15 protein-coding genes are annotated in these 20,400 nt (G+C 73.9%); 9 read left to right on the forward strand and 6 right to left on the reverse strand.

Going from position 1 to position 20,400, the window contains the following annotated elements; genetic code table 11:
* The first annotated feature begins 435 nt into the window (after positions 1–435).
* Genes IA22_RS0110435 through IA22_RS0110455 form a run of 5 tightly spaced genes read left to right on the forward strand, consistent with a single transcriptional unit; the run spans position 436 to position 13,377 of the window.
* Positions 436–1,296 carry a DUF4132 domain-containing protein gene (locus IA22_RS0110435; protein WP_015576007.1) on the forward strand — a complete coding sequence of 287 codons (861 nt, stop codon included), beginning with the start codon at positions 436–438 and terminating at the stop codon, positions 1,294–1,296.
* A complete protein-coding gene (locus tag IA22_RS0110440) occupies positions 1,293–6,485 on the forward strand; it encodes a hypothetical protein (RefSeq protein WP_030123423.1) in 5,193 nt (1,730 codons plus the stop codon). The genes IA22_RS0110435 and IA22_RS0110440 overlap by 4 nt, the downstream gene beginning before the upstream one ends.
* Positions 6,482–7,717, forward strand: coding sequence for an ATP-binding protein (locus IA22_RS0110445; protein WP_015576009.1), 1,236 nt, complete (start codon positions 6,482–6,484; stop codon positions 7,715–7,717). The genes IA22_RS0110440 and IA22_RS0110445 overlap by 4 nt, the downstream gene beginning before the upstream one ends.
* 3 nt (positions 7,718–7,720) lie before the next feature.
* Positions 7,721–11,605 carry a vWA domain-containing protein gene (locus IA22_RS0110450; RefSeq protein ID WP_030123424.1) on the forward strand — a complete coding sequence of 1,295 codons (3,885 nt, stop codon included), beginning with the start codon at positions 7,721–7,723 and terminating at the stop codon, positions 11,603–11,605.
* Positions 11,602–13,377 (forward strand): hypothetical protein, encoded by a 1,776-nt coding sequence (locus IA22_RS0110455; RefSeq protein ID WP_030123425.1) that lies wholly within the window; start codon positions 11,602–11,604, stop codon positions 13,375–13,377. Before IA22_RS0110450 ends, IA22_RS0110455 begins: the two co-directional genes overlap by 4 nt.
* Positions 13,378–13,705: 328 nt before the next feature.
* On the opposite strand, the gene IA22_RS0110460 is transcribed toward IA22_RS0110455, so the two are convergent.
* Both IA22_RS0110460 and IA22_RS36780 read right to left on the reverse strand, forming a co-directional pair.
* Positions 13,706–14,359 carry a hypothetical protein gene (locus IA22_RS0110460; RefSeq protein ID WP_030123426.1) on the reverse strand — a complete coding sequence of 218 codons (654 nt, stop codon included), beginning with the start codon at positions 14,357–14,359 and terminating at the stop codon, positions 13,706–13,708.
* A gap of 31 nt (positions 14,360–14,390) precedes the next feature.
* Positions 14,391–14,546, reverse strand: a complete 156-nt coding sequence (locus IA22_RS36780; protein ID WP_157840924.1) for a hypothetical protein — start codon at positions 14,544–14,546, stop codon at positions 14,391–14,393.
* A gap of 186 nt (positions 14,547–14,732) precedes the next feature.
* Between IA22_RS36780 and IA22_RS0110465 the strand changes: the two genes are divergently transcribed.
* A complete protein-coding gene (locus IA22_RS0110465; protein ID WP_030123427.1) occupies positions 14,733–15,926 on the forward strand; it encodes a sensor histidine kinase in 1,194 nt (397 codons plus the stop codon).
* On the forward strand, positions 15,927–16,604 hold the full coding sequence (locus IA22_RS0110470) for a response regulator (protein WP_014157818.1): 678 nt from the start codon (positions 15,927–15,929) through the stop codon (positions 16,602–16,604).
* 127 nt (positions 16,605–16,731) lie between these two features.
* Here the strand turns inward: IA22_RS0110470 and IA22_RS0110475 are convergent, their stop codons facing one another.
* The 3 genes from IA22_RS0110475 to IA22_RS0110485 form a co-directional block, all read right to left on the reverse strand.
* The gene (locus IA22_RS0110475; RefSeq protein ID WP_030123428.1) at positions 16,732–17,280 is read right to left on the reverse strand and encodes a YciI family protein; all 549 of its coding nucleotides are present in this window, start codon (positions 17,278–17,280) and stop codon (positions 16,732–16,734) included.
* A 72-nt stretch (positions 17,281–17,352) separates the two neighbouring features.
* Positions 17,353–17,973 carry a HEAT repeat domain-containing protein gene (locus IA22_RS0110480; RefSeq protein ID WP_030123429.1) on the reverse strand — a complete coding sequence of 207 codons (621 nt, stop codon included), beginning with the start codon at positions 17,971–17,973 and terminating at the stop codon, positions 17,353–17,355.
* A gap of 131 nt (positions 17,974–18,104) precedes the next feature.
* Positions 18,105–18,773, reverse strand: coding sequence for a DUF998 domain-containing protein (locus IA22_RS0110485; protein WP_030123431.1), 669 nt, complete (start codon positions 18,771–18,773; stop codon positions 18,105–18,107).
* Between the two features lie 194 nt (positions 18,774–18,967).
* Here IA22_RS0110485 and IA22_RS0110490 point away from each other — a divergent pair, with 194 nt between their 5' ends.
* Both IA22_RS0110490 and IA22_RS0110495 read left to right on the forward strand, forming a co-directional pair.
* On the forward strand, positions 18,968–19,231 hold the full coding sequence (locus IA22_RS0110490; RefSeq protein WP_014157814.1) for a DUF5133 domain-containing protein: 264 nt from the start codon (positions 18,968–18,970) through the stop codon (positions 19,229–19,231).
* A 102-nt stretch (positions 19,232–19,333) separates the two neighbouring features.
* Positions 19,334–19,957: a TMEM175 family protein gene (locus tag IA22_RS0110495; RefSeq protein ID WP_030123432.1), complete on the forward strand. Its 624-nt coding sequence runs from the start codon at positions 19,334–19,336 to the stop codon at positions 19,955–19,957.
* 77 nt (positions 19,958–20,034) lie between these two features.
* On the opposite strand, the gene IA22_RS0110500 is transcribed toward IA22_RS0110495, so the two are convergent.
* Positions 20,035–20,397: a hypothetical protein gene (locus tag IA22_RS0110500; RefSeq protein ID WP_030123433.1), complete on the reverse strand. Its 363-nt coding sequence runs from the start codon at positions 20,395–20,397 to the stop codon at positions 20,035–20,037.
* Between the last annotated feature and the right edge of the window lie 3 nt (positions 20,398–20,400).

Raw genomic sequence — 20,400 nt, forward strand, 5'->3', positions numbered from 1 at the left:
CTGGAACGGCGCTCCCGGACGACCTATCGCCTGACCGTGACCTCGGGGAGGAGCACCCATGGGGATACTGCGTTCACGGGTACCACCTCCTCGGTCTCTCGCACGGCTGCCGGAAACGTAGCAGCGGTCGCCGTGGCCCACCAGCGGTTTTCGTCGGCTCCGTGACCGGACACCGGTCGGTGGACCCTTTTTCCCTCCTCGTGGCACGGTACGGGCGGGCGGTCCCGTGACGCGCGGGACGTGCACCCCGGGCGTGCTGAGGACCGTTCCCGGCTGCCGGCGGCACGTACCCGCACGACCGTGCGGACGGATCCCGAACTCATTGTCACTGGGTCCGCCTAGAGTCTCTCTCACTCGTCACGGTGTGTCGCCGTCGACGGGTCTCATCAACGTGCCGCCGGACGGCGGCGTCGGGATCGACGGGGAGAACAGCGCATGGGGTGGGTACCGGCGGGCGACTACGAAGTCGCCCTGGAGGCGGGCAAAGTGGTGTGCCGCAACGGGAAGGGCCGACGGCTGAAGTCCGTTCCGCCCAAACTGAAGGATGATCCGGCAGTCGTCGGGCTCCAGCAGTTGACCGAGTGGCTGGAGCGGCACGAACGCCGGTGCCTGACCGACGTCGAGCAGTGGATGGTGCGTTCGCTGCCCGTCCCCACAGCAGTGCTCGCCCAGGTGTGGCCCGACCCTGCGTGGCAGACCGCGCTGCGCGACGTGGTGGTGACCGGTGTGGACGGCGGGGTCGCCGGGTTCCTGCGCGATGTCGACCCCACGCGTGGTCTCGGCCTCGTCGACCTGGACGGCGACACGGTCCGCATCACCCCGGACATCGTGAGAGTGCCTCACCCCGTCCTCCTCGACGACCTCGACGAACTCCGGGAGTTCGCGGTCGAACTGGGGGTGCGCCAGAACGTGGAGCAGTTGTTCCGCGAGGTGTGGCGCCGGCCGCGGGGACTCGCCCCGGACACCAGCTCCGTCGACACCTACGCCGGCGGAGTGTTCAAGGAACTTCGTTTCCTGCACGGCCGCGTCACCCAGCTCGGATACCGGTCGCGCGGCGGTTACGCGGTCTGCCCGGTCGTCGAGGACGGCGCCACCGCCGAGGCTCGCATCTGGATCGGCGAGCACGACGGCTACGACGAATACGGCACGGAGACGGGCCCGCTGGGCTGGACCGACCCCTCGGGACGGGCTTTGACGTCCGCCGAGGTAGGACCTGTCACCTGGTCCGAAGGCATGCGCATGGCGGCGGCGCTCTATGCGGGCCGTGACGTGCAGGACGAGGAGCAGGCGGCATGAGCACCACGACGACGAAGACGACGACGATCCAGACAACGACGACGGACACCGACGTGAACACGACCGATGCGGACACGGTGCTCCTTCCCGCCCAGGCACGCGGCGAAGGCACCTCCACCCACTCCTCCGAGGCCCGCGTGGCCGCCCTGCTGGACGCGGGCGCGGTGCTGCCGGCCGGTACCACCGGCCGGGAGGACGCCGACGCGCTGACCGCCCGCACCTACACGCACACCGCCCTCGGCGACCGCCCCGTGGTCCGGCTGGTGCCCGGCACGCTCGGCGAAGCCGAGGACCTGGCACTCGAGTTCCTCGGGCTGGCCCGGACCGACGAGACGCACGTCGTGGGTCAGGTGCGCCGCGAGACACTGGGCTTCCCGGCCTGGGCCCTGGTCAACGACCCGGCCAACGGCCACCACGCCCTGGCCCTGGTCAAGGACATCGAGCGGCTGGGCCGGCAGGCCAGGAGCCGCGCCGGAGCGGCCAAGGAGGGCTTCGACGCACTCGGCACCCGGCTCGGCCGGGCAGTGCCCCACTTCCTCCCCACCTACTACGAGCAGGTGGCGCGCCTCTTCCTCCAGGCGGAGAACACCAACTACGCCGCCTCCTTCTTCGGCAAGGCCCGCGAGGCGGAGCGGGTGCACGGACTGGTGGTGGACGAGGACCGGCAGCGGGCCGTCTTCCTGGAGTTCGCCTTCGCCGGCGCGCTCACCGTCAAGGCGCTGCGGCAGTACGTGCGCGACCTGGTGGCCCGGCTCGCACCGGCGAACGCCTGGGCACAGTTCCGCCGACTGCTGGTCGAGCGCTGCGCCGCAGGCATGCCACCGTACGCGGCGCTGCCGCAGGACGTGCGCGCTCTGGTCAAGGCAGCCGGGCTGGACCGCGAGAGCGCCGAGCGCGAGCTGGTGGCCGATCTGATCGGCTCCCCGGGAATCGTCCGCGCCCCCGCCTCGTTCTGGACGGCCTACCGCCCCGCGCTCGTCACTCTCGCGCGACGGGAGCCGTCCGTGCGCGCCCGGCTCCTCGGGTTCTTCCCGGAGACGTTCAGCGAGAGCGGCCGGGTCACCGAGGCCGAACACGACTGGCTCGTGCTTCTGGCCGATTCGGGCGCCGAGGATCTGCTGACCGCGCTTCCGGCCACCTCCGCTTCCTCGGCCGTCAGTGACCCGTCGGTCTCCCCGGCGGACTGGATCGGCCGCTGGGAGGCACACCGCCGACGCAACCGGGCCACCTCCGGCCGCAGTCGGCAGACCCTTGACCTGGTCGCCCGCATGGCGGACCGGCTGCGCGCGGACGGGCGCCCCGTCGAGCTGTTCCAGGGCCGCTGGCAGCGCACAGCCGACCTGGACCTCCTCGATCTCTGTCTGGCCTCCGGCATCCCGGTCGCCGAGCCGGACGACACGGACACGGGCGCGAGGCAGGGCCACGGCGTCCCGCTCGGCTCCTGGCTCACGGACACCGAGCCCGGCGCGCGGGATCTCACCGCCGTCGCCGGACATCCGGTCTTCCGTGCCCTGCTGAGCCGGACCGTCGGCGACCTCGGCGGACGGAGTCAGCGGCTGGACGACACCGGCATGGCGAGACTGGCGGCGCATCCGGTGCTGTCCGTGATCCTGCGGGAGTGGCTGACCGCCTGTGCCGAGGAGTACACGGCCGCACAAGGGCTCCCCGGGCTGAGGATCGCGCTCGGAAAGCTCTCGGCGTTCCGGTCCGTGGCCGCTCAGGTCGCCCCGGAGGCGGTGCGGCTCCTCGACTCCCACGATGTCGTCCCGCTGCTCGCCTCGACCCTGCGCACCGGAGTCCTCGACGAACTGGGCTGGCCCGCACTGGACGAGACGTACGCCGAACTGGCCACGGAGGCGGCCGCCACACGTCAGCGGGGCCACCGGACGGAGGGCGTCGGTGTCACCGGCGCCTGGCCGGCGCTGATCCTGAACACCTGGGAACGCGCCGTCGTCGTCGGTCCGGAAGGCGTTCTGCTGCGGCACACCCTGCGGCTGCCCCCGGCCGCCGAGCACTGGCGGCATCCTGCCTTCCGTTACACCGACGGCGAGTTGCTGGTCATCTGGTGGGAGGACGGCAAACAGCGCGGTTACTGGTCGCACCGCCCCGTCGAGGTGTTCACCGTCGCCGGTGAGCAGATCCCGCGCTGGGGTTCTTCCGGCCCCTCCGACGACGTCTGCGTGCCGCTGCCCGGCGGCGGCCGGGCCACCGGCGGAAAGGCCCTGCACGCGGGTGACACCTCCGTCCCGCCGCAGCGTGCCGTCCTCTCCGACGGCACCGGTCACTGGCGTGACGGCCACCAGGGCACGCGGCGGGTATGGCTGGAGTACGACCCCGTCAGCGGCACGCACGGCCGCGCCTCACTGCCCGCCTTCCTCCACTCCGGGGTGCGGGAGGGCACCCGGCTGCTCACCGAACACTGCCAGGTGCTGCCGCTCCAGCCCGGCCTGGAGAACACCCCCTTCGGCACGGACGGCACGGTCCTGGGCCGTTGGGTCCGCCGCACGGTGACCGAACCGGGCCTGCCCGCTCCCGCGGACGGGCACCGGACCGTCGCGGGCACCCCCGACGGCCACACGGTGACCCTGCCGGCCCCGCTGCCCGACGGCTCCCCGGTGCCGCTCGGCGCCCTCACCCTCCCCGGCGGGTCACGCCCCGTCATGGCCCTCGCCGGACGAGCGGTCGAGGCGCACCCGGCCGGCTCCGAGGGCACCGTCGGAGGCCTGTGGTCCGTCATCCCGGGCTCCATGGGGAGCGGCGTCGCCGCGGGCACCCCGTACGTCCCTCCCGTGTCCTACTGGCACGCCATGCGCCCCCGCGACGAGCAGGGCTCCGCCGCGTTGCGGAACCTGGCGGACTCCCGGGCGGAAGAGCTGTTCAAGGAGGTCACCACCGCGGTCGTCCGGCAACTGGAAGCGTCCCGTGCCGTGCAGGACTACACCGGGCCCTCGTCGCGTGAGGTGAGCCTGGAAGCCGTGGCCCGGGTTCTGCCCGAGGTGACCGACACACGGCTCCTCGCGGGAGTCACCGCGCTCGTCCGTGACGCGGTGGACAAGGCCGCCTCGGCCGCCCGCTACCTGGAACCGCCTCGGCCCGCCCCGCCGCGGGGCGCCACGCCGACACCGGACATGTTCTCCGACCGTTCGCCCGAGCACGGTGACGACACGACACTTCTGCACGCAACCGGCTGGGGGTCGGAGCGGATGTCCGGCGGCTGGTGGGGAGCGGCCGGTCGGTGGACCACGATCCGGCAGATCCTCGCCGTCAACCACGTACTCGGCGGGCAGCCGGCTTTCGGTCCGCCCGTGCCGTCCAAGGTTCCGTTCGCCCCCGTGGACGGCTGGCAGCGTGACGAACGCACTGTTCCCGCCCAGTCCATGGACTGGACCTCCCTGCTCGACAAGCTGCCCGAACTGGCCTACCGGGCAGCCTCGGCGGCCACCACGCCCGAGCACCGCGCAGGTCTCCTGGTCCTGCTCGACACGCTCGCCGAGGGCCCGCTCGCGGACCCGGCGGGCACGGTCCGGCAGGTGGAGCTCATCGAGCCGTACGGCGCGACGTCCGGGCAGGGGCGTCCCGAGGCCGTGCACCGGCTCGGCCAGGTGCTGCGCAAGGGCGCCCGCACCGTCGTGGTCCTCGCCCAGCACGGCCGTAACTCCCGGAACGACGCGGCACGCTGGCTGGCACTGGACCACGACCCCACCGGCGCCTTCGGTCCCGTTCCCGGCTTCACCCTGGACCGGGAGCACGTCCACCGGCAGGGCATCGACCGCACCCGGCTCACCCGGCTCACCACCCTGGTGAAGGAGCAGGGCCCGGCGCCCTGGCGTCCCGAAGCCGCCGAGGCCTTCCACACGGCCACCGGGATCGGGCCCCTCCAGTCCGTGGCCCTGGTGTCGGCCGCCGTCGACGAGCCGGGCGCCGAGGCGCTCGGTCTGCTCGGGGCGAAGACCCGTGCCTTCGAGGCGGCCCAGGCACGGCTGAACGCCCTGCCCCAGGCCGACCGTCAGGCCCTGGCCCAGGCGCTGCTGCCCGGGGACCCGGGCGAGCTGTGGGCCACGGGCCCGGACGTCCAGGCCGCCGCCGAGGTCTGGCGGTCACGTCTCGCCTCCCTCGTCCGTGTTCCCGAGGAACTGGACCTCGACCTGTCGGGCACCACGCCCCGCGCCGTCGATCTGGTCCTCAACCCGGCCTCCACGACCTGGCTGGGCCACGGCGTTCCCGTCGAGGACGGCACGGGGCGACCCGTCCTGCGCCGGGTGAGCGGTCACGGCTCGCTCTCCACCGCGCTGACCGCCCTGCGGACCCTCGCCTACACCGTGCCGTACGGGCACCCCCTGCGGGCGCACCTGCCCGCCGGGCTCGCGGCCCTGCGCCGCACCCTCGCCGAACCGGACCTGGTGCTGGACCTCGGGCTGGACTGGACCGAGGACGGCGGCTCGATCGGCCCCGTGATCCGGGCCGCACACCAGCTTCCGGAGTCCGGCGGCGCGGAGCCCGACGGCCTGGTCCGGGCCGGTGCGGCGCTGCTCCTCGCAGCGGGCCACGGCAACCACGAGAAACTCCTGGTCCGGCCGGCCCGTCTGGAAGGCCCCGAGGACCCGGCGTTCGGCCTGGTCGAAGGCACGGTCGCGCCGTACCGGATGAGCGAACTGGGCGCCCTGCGCATCCTGCTGGGCAAGGAGATCGACGCGCTGGTCTCGGCGGGAGCCCCCGACGGAACCCCGCACCACCCTGCCCAGGACCCGACGCACACGGTGCCGGATCTGGTGACCGAGGCCGCCGAGGCACTCGGGCTGAGCGCCGACGCCGCCGCCCTCTATCTGATGCTGCTCGCCCTGCCCGACCCGACGGACCGCAACTGCGCCCGCTGGACCGAGTGGAAGCCCGCACGGATCAAGAGGGCCCGGGCGGAGCTCGCGGCCACCGACCTCGTGGTGGAGGCCAAACGCTCCCGTGCCGGGCGCACCCTGTTCCTCCCCTGCGGCTGGCTCGAGCGCAGTGCGCCCGGTCTGCCGCTGGAGACCTGGAAGGAACGGCTGTACCCCGTGGAGGGGTACGCCCGAACCCTGCCCGGCATTCCCGTACCCGAGCTGTTCGCCACGGCCTGGGCGCGGACCAGGGGCGGCGACGCCCCCGCTTTCGAAGAACTGGAAACCCGCGCACCCCGGAAGGGCCGCCGCCGATGACGAGCGACACCACGACCACCACAGGGAGCACCCGCACGGACGGGGTCCCGGACCGGGCGACGCCCACCGCCGGTGTCTCCGGCGGGCAGAACCGCCAGGTCACCCCGCCCGAGGAGCAGTACGCCACCGAGCTGGCCTTCCTCGCCGCCCACGACTCGGGGCCCCGCCCGCCCGGCTGGCTCCTCACCCCGCGCGCCGTCGTCACCTTCGTGATGGGCAGTGCGGGCGAGGCGCTCGGCCTGCCGAAGACCGCGCGGCCCGGCGCCGGAGTGCCGCGCCGCCTGGTGATCGAGCAGAAGTTCGTCGGTGAACGGGCTCTGGTCGAACGCTGCGTGGTCACCCTGGCCGGCGAGCGCGGACTGCTGCTGGTCGGCGAACCCGGCACCGCCAAGTCCATGCTCTCCGAACTCCTGTCCGCCGCCGTCTGCGGGACCAGCGGGCTCACCGTGCAGGGCACCGCGGGCACCACGGAGGACCAGCTCAAGTACGGCTGGAACTACGCTCTGCTGCTCGCCCAGGGCCCCACCGAGCAGGCCCTGGTGCCCTCCCCGGTGCTCACCGCGATGACCCGGGGCGCCGTCGCCCGCGTCGAGGAGGTCACCCGTTGCCTCCCCGAGGTCCAGGACGCACTGGTGTCGCTGCTGTCCGAACGGCGGATCGCGGTGCCCGAACTCGCGGGAGCCGAAGGCGCCCAGGTGCACGCGGCTCCCGGGTTCACCCTCATCGCCACCGCCAACCTGCGGGACAAGGGCGTCTCGGAGATGTCGGCCGCGTTGAAGCGGCGCTTCAACTTCGAGACGGTGGGCCCGATCGGGGACATGGACGCCGAGACCGCACTCGTCCGGCGCCAGTCCCGGGCAGCCGTCGAACGCGCGGGTGCCGCCTACCAGGTGGACGAGGCTGTTCTCGAAGCGCTCGTCACCGCCTTCCGGGACCTGCGCGACGGCCGCTCGGCGGAAGGCTGGGAGGTCGAACGTCCCTCCACGGTGATGAGCACGGCCGAGGCGGTGTCCGTCGCGGGATCCCTGGGTCTGGCCACCGCCTACTTCCCGGGCGACCGCGACGTGCTCTCCCTCCTGCCCGGCCATCTGCTCGGCGTCGTACGGAAGGACGATCCCGCCGACGCGGCACGGTTGCTGGGGTACTGGGACGGTCCGGTGCGCAGGCGCGCGGAACAGGGGTCGGCGACCTGGCGTGCCCTGTGGGAGCTTCGCGCGGTACTGGAGAGCTGACGGATGATCCGGTCGACCACCCGCGACGGGGCCACTGCCCGGACGTCGCCCGCCACCGACGCGCCGCCCGGCACTGAGGTGTCGCCCGCCGGTGCGCCCCCGGGCCGCGCTGCCGGGCCCACCTCTCCGGAGGCTGCGGTCGCGGCCCTCGCCGCGACCGGCCCCGGGCTGCCGTTCCTGATCGGGGTGCGCCATCACGCGCCCTCGCTCGCGGCCGCCCTGCCGGCGCTCCTGGACGCGGCGGCCCCCGACGTCCTCCTCGTCGAGCTGCCCGCGGAGTTCCAGCCCTGGCTGGGCTGGCTCGCCCACGAGGAGACCGAGGCTCCGGTGGCGCTCGCCGCCGTGCCCGCCGACGGGACGGGGGCGGCCGGCGAACGAGGTCCCGCCTTCTATCCGTTCGCGGACTTCTCGCCCGAACTGGTCGCCCTGCGCTGGGCGGCACGGAACGGCGTCCCGGCGGTGGCCTGCGATCTGCCGCTGGCCGACCGGACCTGGGTGCGCGGCGGGCCGGATACCCCGGGGCCCGGCCCCACGCCCGCGGGGGACGGCCACGGACTGTCCGCCGCCCTGCGGTCCCGGCTCACCGGCCGCGACGGCGACGACCTGTGGGACCGGCTGGTGGAGGCACCCGCGCCTGGTTCGACGCCGGAGGCACTCCGCCGCGCAGCCCTCCTCACAGGCTGGGCGCTGCGGTACGAGGCCGAGGCGACGGGCGGCGTGGACGGCGGTGACCTGGTGCGCGAGGACTGCATGCGCGCACACGTCGCCGAGGCCCTGGCGAGCGGCCGGCGACCCGCCGTGGTGGTGGGAGCCTTCCACACCCCGGCGCTGCTGCCGTCCGCCGTCAGGGCCGCGGGGGCACCCACCTCACCCGCCCCGTGGGGGCAGGCCACGTCCGCCGCACCACGGGAGCAGAACAGAGGCGGCGGGGCGGCCGGAGCCGGGTCGGCGGAGGCGTGCACGGTCTCCCTGATCCCGTACACCTACCCGCTCCTCGACTCACGCTCCGGGTACCCGGCGGGCATCAGGGACCCGGAGTGGCAGCAGGCCGTTCTGGAGGCCGCCGGTTCCCCGTCGGCGCTGCACGAGACACTGATCCGGACCGCGGTCCGTGTCTGTACGGCCCTGCGCGAACTGGGCCATCCCTACGGCCCGGCGGACGCCCGGGAGGTCGTCCGGGTCGCCGGTGACCTGGCCCGGCTGCGTGAACTGCCCGCCCCCGGCCGTGGCGAGTTCCTGGAGGCCGTGCAGACGGTGCTCGGGCGCGGCGAGACCTACGGCACCGGCCGAGCCGTCGCCCAGGCCCTCGAACGCGTACTCGTCGGAGCCCGCACGGGACGGCCCGTACCCGCGGCTCCGCGCAGCGGCCTGGGTCCGGCCGTGGAGGCCGAGACGTCGGCACTCTCGCTCCCCGGCCCGGAGGACGCCCATGAGAGGACGCCACGTGATCTCCGGCTCGACCCGGCCCGCTCCACCCTCGACGGACGGCGGGAACTGCTCCTGCGCAGGCTGACGGTGTGCGGCATCCCCTACGCGAAGGAACAGGCGGTGACGGGAGCCGCGGGTTCGGAAGGACTGACGACCCGCTGGCAGGTGGGGTGGACCCCGGCGACGGCCGCGATGCTCACCGCGGCCGGTGCCCGGGGCGTCACCCCCGCCCAGGCGGCCGAGGGGGTGCTGCGCCGGCGGCACGCGACCGAGCGCGCGGAGGGCGGTCCCACGGCCGCCCAGGTCGTGAGGGGCCTGACGGAGGCCACCGAGTGCGGGCTCCCCTCCTTGGCCGACGAACGGCTCACGGAGCTGGCGGTCGTGCTCCCCTCCAGCGGCACCCTTCCCGAAATCCTCACCGGGCTCGACCTCCTGGACCGCATCCGCGCCGGCCACCTGCCGGGTCCGGCCGCCCCCGACGCCGCGTCCGCTGCCGGGACTTCGCCGGTTCCCGGAGCCACCGAGGGCCCGGCCGGCCCCGCCTCCCCCGCGGCCTCCGCCCGGGCTGCCCGCATCGCGCACGCGGCGGAATTGCTGACCTCGGCGGCGGTCCGTCAGGTCGACGGACTCACCGGGTCCGAGGACCCCGAGGACGCTCGCGCCCTCCTCGAACTGGCCCAGCGCGCCGACCGCGTGGGAGGCATCCGGCTCACCGCCGCCCTCGTCCGGCTGGCCGCCGACGGCACCCCGCTGATCGCCGCGGCTGCCGGGGCGGTCCGGGTGCTCACGGGCCACGAGGAGGCCGAGGCCTTCGGAGTGCGCGTCGCCTCGTGGGTGGACGGTGCTGTCGACAGCACCTCCCGGGCCACGCTCACGGCCCGCCTCATCGGCGTCCTGACAGTGGCAGGCCCGCTCCTGACCACCGGATCCGGCGCCCTGGACCCCCTGCTGCACCGTGTGGTGGAGCTGGACGACGCCGCCTTCCTGGCACGGCTGCCCGCCCTGCGCGGCGGCTTCGACACCCTCAGCCCGGCCGCACGTGACCGGCTGCTGGACACCGTCGAGGAGAGGCTCGGCGAACGGGTGGACAGCCTCGACGCAGACGACCCGGCCGCCCTGGCGGCGCGAACGGCCGCCGACCTCTCCGCCCGCGAACTGCTCACCGGCCTCGGCCTGCCGGTACCGTCCCCCGCGCACGACGACCGGTTCGCCTCACGGCCGGACCACCTCGCCGCGCCCCCGCCACCCACCACCCGGGCATCCCTCACCCCCACACCCGCCACCGGGGCGGACGCCTCCGCCGCCCCCGTGCCCGCGCGGGTCGCGGCCGGCGCCGCGCGGACCCTCGCACCCTCCGACCGATGGCGGCTCGTACTGGGGCGACGCCCCGATCGACTGCCGTCCTCCGCAGCCCGTCTGGCGACCGCGCTGGACGAGCTGTACGGGGAAGGGCGCGGCGAGGGGTCACGTGGTGGCATGCCAGGTCCTGGCCAGGGCGGCGGCCGACGTGGAGGCAGAGAGGCGTCGTTTCCCGGTGTCCGCGAGTGGTCCGAGGAACTGGCCGCGTTGTTCGGCCCGGGTGTCCGGGAGGAGGTCCTCGCCGCCGCGGCCGCGACCGGCCGGCAGGACGTCCTCACCGAGATCGACCCGGCGGCCGCCACACCCTCCGTGGAACTGCTCCGTACGGTCCTGCGCTACGCCGGCGGCCTTCCCGAGGCGCGTCTCGCTGCGCTCCGGCCTCTGGTCCGGCGGCTGGTCGACGAACTGACCCGGCAGCTCGCCACCCGGCTGCGGCCCGCGCTCACCGGCACCATGCTGGCCAGGCCCACCCGCCGCCCGGGCGGCCGACTCGACCTGGCGCGCACGCTGCGCGCCAATCTGGCCACCGCCCGCCGGACGGCGGACGGAACGGTCCAGGTCATTCCCGAGAAGCCGGTGTTCCGCAGCCGGGCCGGCCGGTCCGCCGACTGGCGTCTGATCATCGTCACGGATGTCTCCGGATCCATGGAGGCGTCCACGATCTGGTCCGCGTTGACCGCATCCGTGCTGGCCGGCGTGCCGGCCCTGAGCACCCACTTCCTCGCCTTCTCCACGGAGGTCGTGGACCTCACCGGTCATGTGCACGATCCTCTCTCCCTCCTGCTGGAGGTGAGCGTGGGCGGCGGCACACACATCGCCGCCGGGATGCGGCACGCACGCGGTCTGATCACGGTGCCCACCCGGACCCTCGTCGTCGTCATCAGCGACTTCGAGGAGGGCGCTCCACTCGGCGGACTGCTGGCCGAGGTGCGGGCCCTGGTGGCCACCGGGGCCCACGTCCTCGGGTGCGCGAGCCTCGACGACGCGGGCCGGCCCCGCTACTCGACGGGGGTCGCCGCCCAGCTCGTGGCCGCCGGTATGCCCGTGGCAGCACTCAGCCCACTCGAACTGGCCCGCTGGATAGGGGAGAAGACCGCATGACCGCCGCCCAGTTGCCCCGTGTCGCACCGGAGGTCACGGCCACCCTGGTGGAAGACCTCTCGCCCCGGCTGCGCAAGCGGCTGGACGCGGCGGTCACCAAGCTCGGCGCCCGCCCTGTGCAGCACGACGGAGACACGGTGACGATCGCGGTCGACGAGGAGACCGATCTGCGGCTGCACGCCCCGGGCGGCGTGGTGGTGACGGCTGACGCCATCACGTGCGGCTGCCTCCTCGCCCCGGCGTGCGTCCACCGCGCGGCCGCCGCCTGCGCAGCCCCCACGGCGGATCCGGCCCCGGAGCCCGCCGGACCGCAGGACGCCACCGCGGTCGAACCCGCATCACGGCCCGACGACACCGTGCAGGCGCCCGACGTGGCGAGCCCGGCCCAGCGAGCCGCGGCCGAGGCCGTGTGGTCAGCGGCCGCGGCCGTGCTGGAGGCCGGTGTCGACGGGGCCGGTGCGGTCGCCCAGGCGGCGCTCCTGCGCGCCGCTCACACCGCCCGGCTCCAGCACCTGCCGCGCGTCGCGGGCGCCGCGCTGTCCGTCGTCACGCTGCTGCGCGCGGCCCGTGCCGGGGACCCGTCCTACCGCACCGCCGGCCTCGTCACGGCCTTGGCCGACGTCCTGGGGATCGCGCACCGGATGGGCACCGCCTCAGGTACGGAACTGGCCGCCCTCAGAGGCCGGTCACGCAGGCCGTACAGCCCGGACGGCTCGCTGCGCCTGTACGGCCTGTTCACCGAACCCGTGGTCACCGGCTCGGGACACGGCGGCGTCCGCACCTGGGTCGCCGGGCCGGACGGCCGGCTTTTCACGGTCGGCGACGTGGCACCCGGCGGCGTCGGACGCGCCCTGGGCGTGGCCGACCGGGCCGTGCGCCTCGGGGAGAGCGCGCTCACCCACCGGGAACTGGGCCGGGCGGGGCTGGCGGTCTCGGGGGCGACGGTCTCGCCGGACGGCAGACTCGGCGCCGGAAAGGGCGTCAGGGCGGTCACCGCCCGGGGCGCGGCATGGACGGAACCACCGCTCGCCGCCCTGTGGGAGGTTCCCCCGTCCCAGCAGGCCGCACAAGCTCTGCGGTCCACGTCCCGCTACGCGGATCCGGATGCCGGCGGCAGCGATCTGCTCTTCCTGGACGTCGAACTTCGCGGCCTCGTGAGGGAGCCGGGCGGCGCCTGTCTGCTCGCGTCGTGCGACGGTGGTGTCACCGTCCGGCTCACGGTCGCCGACGACGACCCGGCACTGGCCCACCGGGACAACCTGATGCTGCTGGCCACGGCACCGGGGACACGGCTGCGGATCGTCGGCCGTCTGGTACCCGCGCTCCATCCCAGACTCGCTCTCCTCGCCTGCTCCCACCCCACCGGTGAGGGCACGATCGACCTCGGCCTCGACCGTCTTCGCCGCGCCGATCTCCCCGTCCCGGACGCCCGCGTGGACCCCGCCCCGCAGAAAGCCGGCGACGCCGGCGCGTACTCACCCCTGCACCTCCTGGAGCGACGCGTCGAACAGACGGTCCCGGCGGGCCGCGCCGCCCTCGGCATGCTCGGTGACGTCTCCGCCGAGACCCGCCGCCTCCGCCGGGCGGGCCTTCCCACGGCCGCCGGCCTTCTCACCGCCCTGTGCGCCTCGGCGGCCCGGCGCGAGCGCGACCGGTTCGGCCGCCTTCTCCCCGCCGACACCGACGGCTTCGCGACCCACTGGCTCGCCGCGGCCCGTTACACCTCCGCCGTGTCCGAGTCCCTGTGCGCGGCCGCCTGGGAACCGGCATGAACAGGCCACCGGGGACGACGGCCGGGGCCGCGTTCCGGAGAGGGGGCGTGCAGGACCGGGCGCTTCTCGCCGTTTCGCATGTGCGGCCCTCCCGCTCCTGGCCTACTGCACCGCCCTGGGCCTCACCCACGGCCACCTCGTCCACGCGGCGACCACGTCGGGCCCGGCCCCCACCGACCACGTGATCCGCCGTTCCCCCGTGACGATCACCGCCCACGCCCTGAACCTGAACGAACCGCCCGCCGCACTCCTGGCGCAGACGGCTGCCCTCGCCGCCAGGACGGCGACGCCTGACCACGCCTGCCTGCGCCGTCGGCCGTCCGCGCGGTCAGGCGGCCGTACCGTCGAGCAGCCTGCTGTACCGCACCCGCAGGGCCCTCTCCGTACCGGCCGCCAGGGTGACCAGGGTCAGCACCGCGTTGCACCAGGCCGGTGGACGGACCGGTGCGGTGAACGACCCGACTCGCTCGGCCACCGCGGGCACCTCGGTGATCTGTTGGGCGAGCTGTGCGGCCAACACGACCAGGGCGACGACGAGTACGGTCAGCGAGACGGTGCCGATCCCGCGGCTCAGCGCCGGATGCGCGCGGCCGAAGCGGGCGCGGCGCCCCTCGGCGGAAGCCCTGTCCGGGACGAGCAGCTCTTCCGTGCCCCCGGCGGTGACGTAGTGGCAGCGCCGCAGCCCGAAGGCGCTCAGCCGTACCTCGACGGTGCCGCCCGGGACCGGAAAGGCGGCGGGGAGCCTCGAGCGGAGGTGGTGCCGGCCGTCGAGGTACAGGTCGGCCTTGGCCTCCGCGGATGTCTGGTCCTGGCCACGCCTGACGTCCACGGCGTAGACCGACTGTCCGCCGCTGTCGTCGGGCAGGCAGAGGTAGAACAGGGAACGGTAGGGCAGTTGCCACCAGCGGAACCGTTTGAGCGGACGTCCGTCACCCGGGGTGACCCGCCGGGCGGCCCTGCGGCTTCGTATCTCCTCGAACATGTTGCGTCGCCTCCTGTACGGGCGTCGTGGTTCAGCTGGCCGGTTCCGCCGCGCAGGAGAGATCGCGCGGGCGACGTTCCCGGTGGTCAGGAACGTCGTCGTCGCGTCGTCGGCGCACGTGTTGCTGCCGTAGGGCGAACGCGGCCGACGCGGGGGCGGTGAGAGCGAGGAACAGGCTTCCGCGCATGGGGTTTCCTCCTGTGGGGGGCTTCACCGGCACGCGAACGAGTCTGTCCGGCGGACGCGGGAGAGACATCGGCCCGGCGGACCGGCCCGGCCCCGACCGCGGGCGAGGTGCTTCTTCGACCTGGGTCCTATGCGTATCGGTCCTGGGTCTGATCCGCCGGACGCACGATGTGGCGACAATGGCCTGGTGAACACGGACGTTGTGCCTCGGCTCGGGTGGTGGCAACAGGCCTGGCGGTTGACGGTGGCCGGGCTCGTGAGCCTGCCTGTCTGGCTCTCGACCGCCGCGCTGATGCGGAACGGGTCCGGCGGCCCGGGCTCCTGGATCCTCGTCGGTGATCCGCTGGTGGCCCTGGGCTGCCTGACGGTGCTCCTGTGGCGGCGGCGATGGCCCCTCGTGGTCGCCCTGGTGGTCACCGTCGCCTCGACCGTGTCGGCGCTCGCCACCGGCGCCGCGTTGCTGGCGCTGTGCTCGGTCTCCACCCGCCGTCGCCCGGTGGAGATCGGGGCCGTCGTTCTCGCCTACGTGACCGCGTCGCAGCTGGCCCTCGGGATGTACCCGGTGCAGGGTTCGGCCGAGGCGTTGTGGTGGGTCCAGATCGTGGTGCCGGCGCTGACCGCGGGGATCGCGGTGGCCGCCGGCATGGCGGTCGGAGCGCGGAGGGTCGAGGTGCGGTCGCTGCGGGAGCGGGCGGAGAGCGCGGAACGGGAGCAGAGCGCGCGGGCGGCGCAGGCACGGGCGCTGGAACGCAACCGGATCGCGCGCGAGATGCACGACGTCCTGGCGCACCGCATCTCCCTGGTCGCCATGCAGGCCGGGGTGCTCGACCACCGCGGTGACCTCTCGGCCGAGGAGAACCGCGTCCTGGTCCGGGGCATCGCCGAGGGTTCCCACCAGGCGCTGGAGGAGCTGCGGGAGGTCCTCGGCGTGCTCCGCTCCGGCCCCGGCCGCCCGGAACCGCCGCAGCCCTCCCTCGACCGGCTCCCCGACCTGGTGGCCGACGCCCGCACCTCGGGCCTCGACGTCCGGCTCACCGACGCCGTGGCGGGAACGCCGCCCGACGGCGTCGGACGGACCTGCTACCGGGTCGTCCAGGAAGCGCTGACCAACGCTGCCAAGCACGCCCCCGGCGCGGTCGTGCGCGTCACCCTCGAAGGCACCGCGGGCGGCACTCTCGGCATCGGTGTCCGGAACGGACCGGCCCCCCTGCGCACCGCACCGCCACCGGCCTCCGGCTTCGGCCTGCTGGGCCTGGGCGAACGGGTCAGCCTCGCCGGGGGCGAACTCGACCACCGTGCCACGCCCGGGGGCGGGTACGTTCTCACCGCACGACTGCCCTGGCCGGACGGCCCCGCCCACATCCACGAGAGGAGCGCATGAGTGGAAAACCGGGACGATCCCGTACGTGTCGTCGTCGTGGACGACGAGGAACTGGTGCGCATGGCCCTGCGGCTCGTCATCGACGGCGAACCGGACCTGACCGTCGTGGCGGAGGCGGCCGACGGGAACGCCGCGCTCCGCGTGGTGGACGAGCAGCGGCCCGATGTGGTGCTGATGGACGTACGGATGCCGGGGCGGGACGGTCTGGACACGGCTCGCGAGTTGCTCGCCCGGCCGGCTCCGCCACGGGTGCTGATGCTGACCACCTTCGACTCCAGCGACCTGGTCCTCGGGGCGCTGCGCGTAGGTGCGCTCGGATTCGTCCTCAAGGACACCCCGCCCTCACGCATCCTCGACGCGGTGCGAACCGTCGCGGACGGGAACCCGGTGCTGTCACCGGCGGCCACGGCGCGGGTGATCGCCGCGGCCACCGGCCCGGACTCCGCGCACGCCCGTGGGCGTCACCGTGAGGCCGCGCGCCGGCGGCTGTCCGTGCTGACCGAACGGGAGCGGGAGACCGCACGGGCCATCGCGGACGGACTGGGGAACCCGCAGATCGCGGAGCGGCTGCGCATCACCGTCGCGACGGTCAAGGCCCACACCGGCAGCCTGTTCGCGAAGCTGGCGGTCGAGAACCGGGTGCAGATCGCACTCCTGGTCCGCGACGCGGAGGACTGAGCGGGGCGCCTCCACCGACCTCACCCGTACGCCTGTCCCCCGTGGCGTCGTCACGCGCCGGGAGTACGTCTCGACACCGGCGGCCAGGGAGCGTCGAAGGGGGAAGGGGGCGCGGTACCCCGCCGGTTCATCGACGTCCTCCGAACTCCCAGTCGTGGACCTCGATGTCCGCGTACCGGTCCGGAGTCAGGACGGCGCGTGCCGTGTCCGGGTCAGGGGCCCGCAGCAGCGCCGCCGTGCCCAGCCAGGTGCCGCCGTCGTCGGACAGCAGCGGCCCGTACACGATCAGCTCGTCCTGGCCGGGCGGCGGGGTGAGGTCCGCGGCCCGGCCCTCGCCGAGGCCGAGCACCAGGTACAGGTTGCCGTCACCGCTGTCGCCGGGGCGGTCCCACATGGTGCGCCCCAGTACGTTGCGCCAACGGCGCAGCAGCACGTCCCGGTACGCACCGGCCTGGTAGTTGGGCTCGTCGAACGCGAAGGCCCGGGCAGCGGCGGGGTCGGGCAGATCGACGATGTGCACGCTCCCCGTGGGAGTTTCGCCGTCATCGGCGAAGGTCGGACCGCGAGCGATCAGCTCCTTCGCGTAGCGATCCATGTAGGCCCAATGCTCCTCAAGCAGTTCCTCGCGCAACGCGACAGAGTCCGGCCGGTCCCGGTGGTAGCAGAAGTACTCCATGAACGCAGACTCTTCCTCACCCACGGGATCGGCTCAACGGGCTTTTCGACACCGGGGCCCTGCGTCCGGCGGCTAGAAGGGCCGGTAGGTCCCGTAGCTGCCGGCGAGAGAACTCGTGGCGGCCTCGGCGACGTCGGAGCGGGGGCCGGAGACACATGAGGTGAGGAAGGCGTGCACCCGCTGCCCCGACCAGCCGGCCGCGGCGACGGCGGGCCAGAAGTAGATGCCGTCCTGCGGGGACCTGGCCTCGACGAAGTCGAGGACGTCGGTCACGGTCTCCTCGTCCAGGGCGAGCCGGAGCATGGCCACGGCCTGGAGCGCCCCACCCACGAGAACCTCGTCACCGGTGTCCAGGCACCAGCGGATCGCCTCGGCGTGCGACTCCTCCATGTGGCTCAGCCGCAGGACGGCGTCGCCCCCGGCGGTGCGAACCGCGTGGAGGGTGTCGGGCCGCACGACGAGAGTGCGCAGGTGGGGAAGGTCCGACGGGGAGCCGCACGTACCGAGCGCCATCGTCATCCGGTACTGGGTCTCCCAGGTCCGCGGATCCAGCACCTCGTTCCTCAAGGCTCGGAGGAGGGCGGGGCCCGCGGACGGGTCGGAGAGTCGCTCAAGTCGTTTCGCGGCCGAGCGGCGCCTGGCGGAACTCGGGTCCTGGAGCCGGCGGATCTCCTCCACGACGTCGACGGCCATGGCCCCTCCTCCTGGAAACGGACGTCACCGGACCCTGTTCGGCTCCTCCGGCGGTTCCGCCGGACGGCTGATCATGCCACGCCCCTCAGGAAGCGGGTGCGAGGCATCAGTCCGGAAGCGGGTGCCGGGAATCAGTCCGGTCGCCCGTCGTCAGCGCCGTGCCGGAAGCAGGAGACGACCACGACGAGCGGCCAGAACGACTGTGCGAACGTCAGGACGCGCTCCGCGGCCCCCGCCGTGTCGAGCGTGTACAGGGCAAGCAGGAACCAGGCGCCGCCGAGCCACATCAGCGCGGCCGCGGTGACGGAGGGTGCGGGGCGCAGTGCCCATGGTGCCGTCCTGTCCGAGGGCCGGGCCGTGGGACGCGGCCACGTGTCGCCCGCGGCAGCCACGACACGCCTGCGTGAGGCCCGGCGTCGCACGGCCAGGACCGGCCACACCGCGAGCAGCGAGAATCCCACCGCCACGACCACGCCGTGGGCGAACGACCCGCCGCTGGCCGGTGCCGGGAAAAGCGCCAGCAGCATCGCCGAGAGCCCTCCTCCGGCCAGCGCCGCCCGGCCGAACGGCGCGGCGGGGCGCAGTCCGGTCGCGGTGACCACGTGGCAGGCCCCCAGCGCGAGCAGCGCCGGCGTCATCACCCAGTACCCGGCGGCGCCGTCGGAGGCGAGGATGCTGATCGTGGCCGACGCGGGGTCGTAGCCGGGCCCCTGGAGGTGCGCCGAGACCGCCCAGCCACCGACGAGAAGGATGGGGGCGCACACCGAGGAGAACAGGACCCACCAGGGGACAGATCGCATCGGTGAACGGTAGAACGCCTGGCCCGGAACCGCCCGGTGCACACGCAGAAGCCCGCTGCGTACTCCGCCCATGAGCGGGTAGACGCGTGATACCGGGTCACATGACGGAGTGTGAACCGCACCGCTGGGCCTGTCCGGCCCTGTGCCCCGGCACCCCCCGTCCTGGACGTGGATCGACCCTGGAGGAGAACCCTGTGCTGACACCCAGCCCGCAGGACCTGAGAGTGGCTCTGGCCCGCTACGCCGACGCGCGGATCGAGGACGCGCGGCGCTCCACGGACGCCACCGCCCGGGCGGTGGAGGACGCCGCCTACACCCTGTGCGTGATGACCGGCACTCAGGCGGTTCCTCAGGCCCTGCACACCGCCGACACCATGCTCGGCGCGCGCCCCACCGGGTCCTCCGCACTCCGCCGTGCCACCGGCACCCGGCGGGACGACAACCTCCAGGCCGTCTGACCCGCGGCTGCGTACGGGCGCCGGCCGAGCGGCGCGGCGCCCGGCTTGCCCGCCGTCGGCCCAATCCACCGGGTGCCGGACCGGCCCCGGGACGCTGGACGGGTGGACGACACCCGAGCGGGCGGCGAGAAGAACGCGGAACGGCTGACCGCCCTGTCCGACGGCATCTTCGCGATCGCCATGACGCTGCTGGTGCTCGACGTCCGTGTGCCGCCGGACCTGACCGCGCAAGGATTCCGGGATGCCGTCCGCGGTGTCCTGCCCGATCTCGGCGCCTATGCTCTCAGCTTCATGATCCTCGCCGCCTTCTGGCGGGACCACCGCCGGATCGTGGAGCTGGTCCCGCGGTTCGAGGGACGCACGCTGAAACTCGCGCTCGTCTGGCTCGGCGCCATCGCGCTCGTCCCCTTTCCGACCTCGTTGCTGTCGGAGTACGCGTCGGAGCCCCTGGCGGTCGCCGTCTACGCGGGCGCCGTGTGCCTGACCAACCTGCTCGAACTGGCGGTGCTCCGGACGGGGCTGCACGGAAGATGGCCGTCCGATCCGGCGACGGAGAGGACGGCCCGCTTCGTGGCGACCGATCTGGGGAACACCGCCCTGGTCTTCGGCGCGACCGTCCCGCTCGCCTACGCCGTATCACCGGTGGCCGCCATGTGGTCCTGGCTGGTGCTCCTCCCGCTCAAGGTGACGCTCGGCCGGCGCTACCGCCGGGAGCAGCCTTCCTGACGCGGGGCAGCCTTCCTGACGCGGGGCGGGCGGCCGTCGGGTGGCACCGACGACCGTCGGTACCACCCGGCCTCCGGTCATCCCTGGCCGGCGGACAGCGCTTCGTAGTACGCGCCGAGTTGCCGCAGGTAGAAGAGGTCCCCGGTGTCCTGATCACGCTCGAAGCGCGGGGCGTCCTTGATCTGGTCCTTGGTGCACCCCACCCTGATCACCCGTGCGGCGTCGTCGACACCGGTCACCATGCCGGCGGGCACCACGACGCTTCTCCCGAACTTCCAGACGCCCGCGTCGATCACCAGGTGGTCGAACCCCGGTACCGGCGAGAGCCTGATCACGGTGCCCACGCTTCCGTCCGGTGCCTCCACGTCGTACCCGATGACACCCTCACCCAGCGCGCCGTCCGTGTGCTCCGGACCCGCCCAGACCGTTTCCATGGTCATGGT

It is taken from the genome of Kitasatospora papulosa (assembly GCF_000717245.1).
GTDB lineage: Bacteria > Actinomycetota > Actinomycetes > Streptomycetales > Streptomycetaceae > Streptomyces > Streptomyces papulosus.

Excerpts from the sequence above, each read along its gene's own strand:
- IA22_RS36780 (WP_157840924.1), bottom strand. The coding sequence starts at position 14,546 with ATGCGCGGAAGCCTGTTCCTCGCTCTCACCGCCCCCGCGTCGGCCGCG.
- IA22_RS0110455 (WP_030123425.1), top strand. The coding sequence starts at position 11,602 with ATGACCGCCGCCCAGTTGCCCCGTGTCGCACCGGAGGTCACGGCCACC.
- IA22_RS0110485 (WP_030123431.1), bottom strand. The coding sequence starts at position 18,773 with ATGCGATCTGTCCCCTGGTGGGTCCTGTTCTCCTCGGTGTGCGCCCCC.
- IA22_RS0110450 (WP_030123424.1), top strand. The coding sequence starts at position 7,721 with ATGATCCGGTCGACCACCCGCGACGGGGCCACTGCCCGGACGTCGCCC.
- IA22_RS0110445 (WP_015576009.1), top strand. The coding sequence starts at position 6,482 with ATGACGAGCGACACCACGACCACCACAGGGAGCACCCGCACGGACGGG.
- IA22_RS0110480 (WP_030123429.1), bottom strand. The coding sequence starts at position 17,973 with ATGGCCGTCGACGTCGTGGAGGAGATCCGCCGGCTCCAGGACCCGAGT.
- IA22_RS0110500 (WP_030123433.1), bottom strand. The coding sequence starts at position 20,397 with ATGACCATGGAAACGGTCTGGGCGGGTCCGGAGCACACGGACGGCGCG.
- IA22_RS0110440 (WP_030123423.1), top strand. The coding sequence starts at position 1,293 with ATGAGCACCACGACGACGAAGACGACGACGATCCAGACAACGACGACG.
- IA22_RS0110435 (WP_015576007.1), top strand. The coding sequence starts at position 436 with ATGGGGTGGGTACCGGCGGGCGACTACGAAGTCGCCCTGGAGGCGGGC.
- IA22_RS0110460 (WP_030123426.1), bottom strand. The coding sequence starts at position 14,359 with ATGTTCGAGGAGATACGAAGCCGCAGGGCCGCCCGGCGGGTCACCCCG.
- IA22_RS0110475 (WP_030123428.1), bottom strand. The coding sequence starts at position 17,280 with ATGGAGTACTTCTGCTACCACCGGGACCGGCCGGACTCTGTCGCGTTG.